Annotated in this window: 5 protein-coding genes; 4 read left to right on the top strand and 1 reads right to left on the bottom strand. The window is 66.7% G+C overall.

The window, feature by feature from the left end; genetic code table 11:
- A partial coding sequence (locus JHD82_RS23190) for a cytosine permease (protein WP_374191661.1) occupies positions 1–2,076 on the bottom strand: 2,076 nt, incomplete at its 3' end.
- Positions 2,077–2,290: 214 nt separating this feature from the next.
- Here JHD82_RS23190 and urtA point away from each other — a divergent pair.
- From urtA to urtD, 4 genes are all read left to right on the top strand, one after another.
- Positions 2,291–3,556, top strand: coding sequence for an urea ABC transporter substrate-binding protein (gene urtA, locus JHD82_RS23185; protein ID WP_199139009.1), 1,266 nt, complete (start codon positions 2,291–2,293; stop codon positions 3,554–3,556).
- A 110-nt stretch (positions 3,557–3,666) separates the two neighbouring features.
- A complete protein-coding gene (gene urtB / locus JHD82_RS23180) occupies positions 3,667–4,581 on the top strand; it encodes an urea ABC transporter permease subunit UrtB (protein ID WP_012202160.1) in 915 nt (304 codons plus the stop codon).
- 71 nt (positions 4,582–4,652) lie between these two features.
- Positions 4,653–5,843, top strand: coding sequence for an urea ABC transporter permease subunit UrtC (gene urtC, locus JHD82_RS23175; RefSeq protein WP_180318525.1), 1,191 nt, complete (start codon positions 4,653–4,655; stop codon positions 5,841–5,843).
- 19 nt (positions 5,844–5,862) lie between these two features.
- Positions 5,863–6,606 carry an urea ABC transporter ATP-binding protein UrtD gene (urtD, locus tag JHD82_RS23170; protein ID WP_012202162.1) on the top strand — a complete coding sequence of 248 codons (744 nt, stop codon included), beginning with the start codon at positions 5,863–5,865 and terminating at the stop codon, positions 6,604–6,606.
- Positions 6,607–6,619: the final 13 nt, after the last annotated feature.

Below are 6,619 nucleotides of genomic sequence, written 5' to 3'. Positions count from 1 at the left end.
GCGGGTCTTGGCCTGGCTGGCCTGCTCGGCATGGTCCTTGGCGGCCTGCAGCTCGGCATCGGTGCGCTTGTGGGCGGCGATCTCCTGCAGCAGCAGCTGGTTCTGGCGCTCGGACTCGTCCTGGGCCATGCGCCGGCTGTCCGTGCTCAGCACCACCCACCAGGCGGCCACGGCGCACAGCAGGGCCAGCAGCGCGAAGACCTTGAGGAAGGGGATGCGCAGCGCGCCGCCATCGACGCTGCCTGCCTGCAGGCTTTCCTGCATGTAGACCACGCCCACCATGAAGGCCGTCACCGCGCACAGCGACAGCATCACCACCAGGTACTGGCCCGCGCGGAAGTTCACCTTGGTCGCCCAGCGCGGCGGCAGCAGGGCCGAGGCCAGCGCATGCAACTGCTCGCCCGCGCGCGATCCGGTCTTGCAGCGGTCATGGCAGCGCGACTCCAGCGAGCAGCACAGCGAGCAGATGGGCGCGCCGTAGGCGGGGCAGTGCGCCATGTCCTCGGATTCGAAATGTTTCTGGCAGACGGCGCAGCGCACGGTCTCGCCGGGCTTCCACAGGTTGCCTGCGGGCCGCGCCAGGTAGTAGCGCCCGCCCGTCAGCCAGGCCAGCAGCGGCGACAGCAGCATGGACAGCGCCAGCGCGATGAAGGGCGAGAACGCGGCCGCCGTCTCGCCCAGCAGGCCCGCATAGGCGCAGCAGGCCACGGCGGCGGCCAGCAGCATGGCGCCCGGGCCCACGGGATTGAAGTCGTACAGATGGGCGCGGCGGAACTCGATGCCCGGCGGGCTCAGTCCCAGCGGCTTGTTGATGACCAGGTCTGCCACCAGCGCGCCCACCCAGGCGATGGCCACGTTGCTGTAGATGGTCAGCACCTTCTCCAGCGCGCCGAACACGCCCAGCGTCATCAGCAAGGTGGCGATGACCACGTTGAACACCATCCAGACCACGCGCCCTGGATGGCTGCGCGTGATGCGCGCGAAGAAGTTGGACCAGGCAAGCGACCCTGCGTAGGCATTGGTCACGTTGATCTTGACCTGCGAGATGACCACGAAGACCACGGTCACCGCCACGGCCAGCCCCGGCAGGCCCAGGGCCTGCAGCACCTGCTGGAAGCCCACCAGGAACATCTGCGTGGGCTCGGCCGCGCGCGAGGCGTCCACCCCCTCCAGCTGCATGGCCGCGAAGGCGAGAAACGCGCCGCCTGCCATCTTGAGCATGCCCATCACGGCCCAGCCCGGCCCGGCCACCAGCACCGCGCCCCACCAGCGCAGGCGGTTGGCCCGGGTGCGCGGCGGCAGAAAGCGCAGGAAGTCCACCTGCTCGCCGATCTGCACCACCAGCGCGAAGATCACGGCCGCCGCCGCGCCGAACATCAGCGGATCGAACTGGCTGCTGCCCGAGCGCAGGCCGGTGAGGCTGGCGAAGTCGCGGTACAGCTGGGGCTGGGACAGCGCCATCCACACGAAGGGCAGCACCAGCAGGAACAGCCACAGCGGCTGCGTCCAGGCCTGCAGGCGCGAGATCAGCGTGATGCCGCGCATGGCCAGCGGCAGCACCACCAGGGCCGACAGCGCATAGCACCACTGCAGCGGCCAGTCCACCACCAGCTGCAGGGCCAGCGCCATGATGGCCGCCTCCAGCGCGAAGAAGATGAAGGTGAAGACGGCGTAGATCAGCGAGGTGATGGTCGAGCCCAGGTAGCCGAAGCCCGCGCCCCGCGTCAGCAGGTCCATGTCCAGCCCGTAGCGTGCCGCGCAGACGGCGATGGGCAGCCCCGTCAGGAAGATCACCAGGCCCACGGTGACGATGGCCCACATGGCGTTGGCAAAGCCGTAGTTCAGCGCAATGGCGCCGCCGATCGCCTCCAGCGCCAGGAAGGACAGCGAGCCGAAGGCCGTGTTGGCCACGCGGAACTCGCTCCAGCGCCGGAAGCTGCGCGGCGTGTAGCGCAGCGCGTAGTCCTCCATGGTCTCGTCGGCCACCCAGGCGTTGTATTCGCGCCGGAACCGAAAGATGGTCTGCGGCGCGGGCGAGGTGCTGGCGGGGCTGTCGGGCGGGGGTGCGGAGTGCATTCCCAGGTCTAGCAAGAAACGTGCGGGGCCAATGATGGCGCGGCTTTCAAGAGGAGTGCGCGGGGTGCGTACGCAGATGGCTACGTCAATTGACGTATGGGCGGTTTCAAGGGTTCTTCCTAATCTTGGACCCAGCGCGGAAACAAGCCGTAACCGCAACGCCAGTTTTCAGCCACTTGCAGATCACCCAACCGATCCTTACAGGAGAGTCACCATGAGCCACCCCTCCGACCCCCGCACACCTGGTTCCCCCGGCACGGAAATGGGCCGCCGCCGCGTCCTGCAGGCGCTTGGCGCCGCCTCGGTGGCCGGGCTGCCGGCCTGGTCCTTCGCCCAGCCCACGGCCCAGGTCAACACCACCAAGCTGGCCGTGACCGACACCGAGGTCGTCGTGGGCCAGCTGCACTCGGCCACGGGCACCATGGCGATCTCCGAGACCGGCTCCATCCAGGCCGAGCAACTGGCCATCGACCAGATCAACGCCATGGGCGGCATCCTGGGCCGCAAGATCCGCGTGATCAAGGAAGACGGCGCCTCCGACTGGCCCACCTTCGCCGAGAAGTCCAAGAAACTGCTCATCAACGACCGCTGCGCCGCCGTCTTCGGCTGCTGGACCAGCGCCTCGCGCAAGGCCGTGCTGCCCGTGTTCGAGAAGGAAAACGGCCTGCTGTACTACCCCACCTTCTACGAAGGCCTGGAGCAGTCCAAGAACGTGATCTACACGGGCCAGGAAGCCACGCAGCAGATCCTGTACAGCCTGGACTGGGCCAAGGCCGAGAAAAAGGCCAAGACCTTCTTCCTGATCGGCTCGGACTACATCTGGCCGCGCACCTCGATGAAGATCGCGCGCAAGCACATCGAGAACTTCCAGAAGGGCAAGGTCGTCGGCGAGGAGTACTACCCGCTGGGCAGCACCAACTTCGGCTCGCTGGTCAACAAGATCAAGCTGCAAAAGCCGGACTGCATCTTCGTGGCCGTGGTGGGCGGCTCCAACGTGGCCTTCTACAAGGCGCTCAAGGCCGCAGGCATCACGGGTGACAAGCAATTGCTGGTCACGCTGTCGGTGACCGAGGACGAGATGACCGGCGTGGGCGGCGAGAACTTCACGGGCTTCTACTCTTCGATGAAGTACTTCCAGACGCTGGACAACGAGAACAACAAGAAGTTCGTGGCCGCCTTCAAGGCCAAGTACGGCCCCAGTGCCGTCATCGGCGACGTCACCCAGGCCGGCTACCTGGGTCCCTGGCTGTGGAAGGCCGCCGTGGAAAAGGCCAAGAGCTTCGACGTGGACAAGGTGGTGGCCGCATCGCCGGGGCTGGAGCTCAAGACCGCGCCCGAAGGCTACGTGAAGGTGGACGCCAACCACCACCTGTGGAGCAAGTCGCGCATTGCCGTGGGGCAGCCGGACGGCACGTTCAAGGTGGTCTCGGAGTCGCCTGAACTCATCAAACCCGATCCCTTCCCCAAGGGTTACCAGTAAGTCCTGATCCGTTCAGGCAGGTGATGCGTGGCGGCCTGCGGCCTGGTGGGCGGGCCGCCGCGTGAACCGTTTCCCCCTCTCCCGATTGGCTTGCGCGCAGGAGCAGCACCATGAGTTTTTCCGACATGATGAACATCGGCCTGATGCAGGGCTTCGCGGGGCTGAGCCTGTTCGCCGTGCTGCTGCTGATGGGCCTGGGCCTGGCCATCATCTTTGGCCAGATGGGCGTGATCAACATGGCGCATGGCGAGTTCATGACCATTGGCGCCTACACCATCTACCTGGGCTCCACGCTCACGGCGCAGCACGCGCCCGAGCTCATGCCCTACTACTTCCCGCTGGCCATCGTGGCCGCCTTCCTGTTCGCCTTCGCGGCCGGCTGGCTGGTGGAGTGGGGGCTGATCCGCCACCTCTACAAGCGGCCGCTGGACACGCTGCTGGCCACCTGGGGCGTGAGCCTGGCGCTGCAGCAGTGCTTTCGCACCTTCATCGGCCCCAAGGAAGTCAGCCCCACCCTGCCTGACTGGCTGATGGGCTCGTGGGCGCCGGCCGAGGGGCTGGACATTCCCATCAACGGCCTGTTCGTGCTGGCGCTGACCGCAGTGGTCACGGCCGGCGTGCTGATCGCGCTGCACAAGAGCCGCTGGGGCCTGCGCGTGCGTGCCACGGTCAGCAACCGCGTGATGGCCAATGCCATCGGCATCGACACCAAGAAGACCGATCGCCTGACCTTTGCCATCGGCTGCGGCATCGCAGGCGTGGCGGGCGCGGCCTTCACCACCATCGGCTCCACCGGCCCCACCTCGGGCTCGCTGTACATCGTGGACGCCTTCCTGGTGGTCACCTTCGGCGGCGCGGCCAGCCTGCTGGGCACCGTGGTCTCGGCCTTCGGCATTGCGCAGACGCAGTCCATCACCGAGTTCTTCCTCGCGGGCTCCATGGCCAAGGTGATCACGCTGTCGCTGATCGTCTTCATCCTGATGCTGCGTCCCCAGGGCCTGTTCGCTTCCAAGGTGCGGCGCTGATCCCGGCGCCGGCCCTGTCCGCGAATTCCCCGCGTTCCCCCGATTTCCCCTGAGTTCACCGGAGTCATTCCATGCAAGCCCTCAAAGCCTGGATACAGCGCTACCAGCTCGCCAGCCTGGTGCTGCTCACCGTCCTGCTGGCGGTGGTGCTGCCCCTGGCGCTGGACATCTTCCGCCTCAACCTGGTCGGCAAGTACCTGACCTATGCCTTCGTCGCCATCGGCCTGGTCATGGTCTGGGGCTATGGCGGCGTGCTCAGCCTGGGCCAGGGCGTGTTCTTCGGCCTGGGCGGCTACGCCATGGCCATGTTCCTGAAGCTGGAGGCGTCCGACCCCATCAGCACCAAGATCCAGTCCACGCCCGGCATCCCCGACTTCATGGACTGGAACCAGCTGACCGAGCTGCCCTCGTTCTGGCTGCCCTTCAAGAGCCTGCCGTTCTCGCTGGCCGCCGTCATCGCCGTTCCCACGCTGCTGGCCTGGCTCATCAGCTTCGCCATGTTCAAGCGCCGCGTGGGCGGGGTGTACTTCGCCATCATCACGCAGGCCGTGGCGCTGATCGTCACCGTGCTCATCATCGGCCAGCAGGGCTACACGGGCGGCGTCAACGGCATGACCGACCTCAAGACCCTGTGGGGCTGGGACACGCGCACGGACAGCGCCAAGTACATCCTCTACTACGTCTGCGTGGCCCTGCTGATCGGCGCCATCGTGCTGTGCCGCTGGATACAGACGGGCAAGGTGGGCACCCTGCTGCTGGCCATGCGCGACAAGGAAGACCGCGTGCGCTTTTCCGGCTACGACGTGGCCAACTTCAAGGTCTTCGTGTTCTGCCTGGCCGCTGCGCTGTCGGGCATAGGCGGCGCCATGTTCACGCTGCAGGTGGGCTTCATGTCGCCCAGCTTCGTGGGCATCGTGCCCTCCATCGAGATGGTGATCTACGCCGCCGTGGGCGGGCGCATGAGCCTGGTGGGCGCCGTGTACGGCACGCTGCTGGTCAACGCGGGCAAGACCTATTTCTCGGAGAGCTTCCCGGACCTGTGGCTGTTCCTCATGGCGGGCCTGTTCATCGGCGTGACCATGGCCTTCCCGATGGGGCTGGCCGGCCTGTGGGAAAGCCGCATCGTTCCCTGGTGGAACAGCCGCCGCAAGGGCACGGCACCTGGCGCAGCGCAGGGAGCCCAGGCAGCACCTGCCCCGGCCCCGGCCGCCACCAAGCCCACGTCCGCCCTGTCCGAAGGCATGGGCCGCCAGGGCGCCTGAACCACAGCGGGAGCACACCATGAGCAATACCGACTTCACGCTGGCCGTGGAAGACCTGACGGTCTCCTTCGACGGCTTCAAGGCCATCGACGCGCTGAACCTGTACATCGACAAGAACGAGCTGCGCGTCATCATCGGCCCCAACGGCGCGGGCAAGACCACGCTGCTGGACCTGATCTGCGGCAAGACCCGCGCCACGGCCGGCAGCATCAAGTTCAAGAACGAGGAACTCACGCGCATGGCCGAGCACAAGCGCGTGCGCCTGGGGATCGGGCGCAAGTTCCAGACGCCGTCCATCTACGAGAACCTGTCGGTCTTCCAGAACCTGGAGGTCTCCTACCCGCAAGGCCGCTCGGTCTTCGGCGCGCTGGCCTTCAAGTGCACGGAGGCGGTGCGCGACCGCGTGCAGGCCGTGGCCGCCGACATCGGCCTGGACGAGCGCCTGGATACCGAGGCCGGCCTGCTCAGCCATGGCCAGAAGCAGTGGCTGGAGATCGGCATGCTGCTCATGCAGGAGCCCGAGCTGCTGATGCTGGACGAGCCCATCGCCGGCATGAGCGCCCGCGAGCGCGAACTGACGGCCGAGCTGCTGCAGCGCATCTGCAAGAACCGCTCCGTCATCGTCATCGAGCACGACATGGAGTTCGTGGCGCGCATCGCGCACAAGGTCACCGTCATGCACCAGGGAAAGATCCTCGCCGAGGGTCCCATGGACAAGGTGCAGGCCGACCCCAAGGTCATCGACGTCTACCTCGGCCACTGAGGCACGCACAAGG

Origin of the sequence: Delftia sp. ASV31 (assembly GCF_016428765.1) — a bacterium.
Classification (GTDB): Bacteria; Pseudomonadota; Gammaproteobacteria; order Burkholderiales; family Burkholderiaceae_C; genus Comamonas; species Comamonas acidovorans.
Note: the sequence above shows the minus strand (reverse complement) of the source record. Positions and strands in the feature narration are given on the sequence as shown.

Excerpts from the sequence above, each read along its gene's own strand:
- urtA (WP_199139009.1), top strand. The coding sequence starts at position 2,291 with ATGAGCCACCCCTCCGACCCCCGCACACCTGGTTCCCCCGGCACGGAA.
- urtB (WP_012202160.1), top strand. The coding sequence starts at position 3,667 with ATGAGTTTTTCCGACATGATGAACATCGGCCTGATGCAGGGCTTCGCG.
- urtC (WP_180318525.1), top strand. The coding sequence starts at position 4,653 with ATGCAAGCCCTCAAAGCCTGGATACAGCGCTACCAGCTCGCCAGCCTG.
- urtD (WP_012202162.1), top strand. The coding sequence starts at position 5,863 with ATGAGCAATACCGACTTCACGCTGGCCGTGGAAGACCTGACGGTCTCC.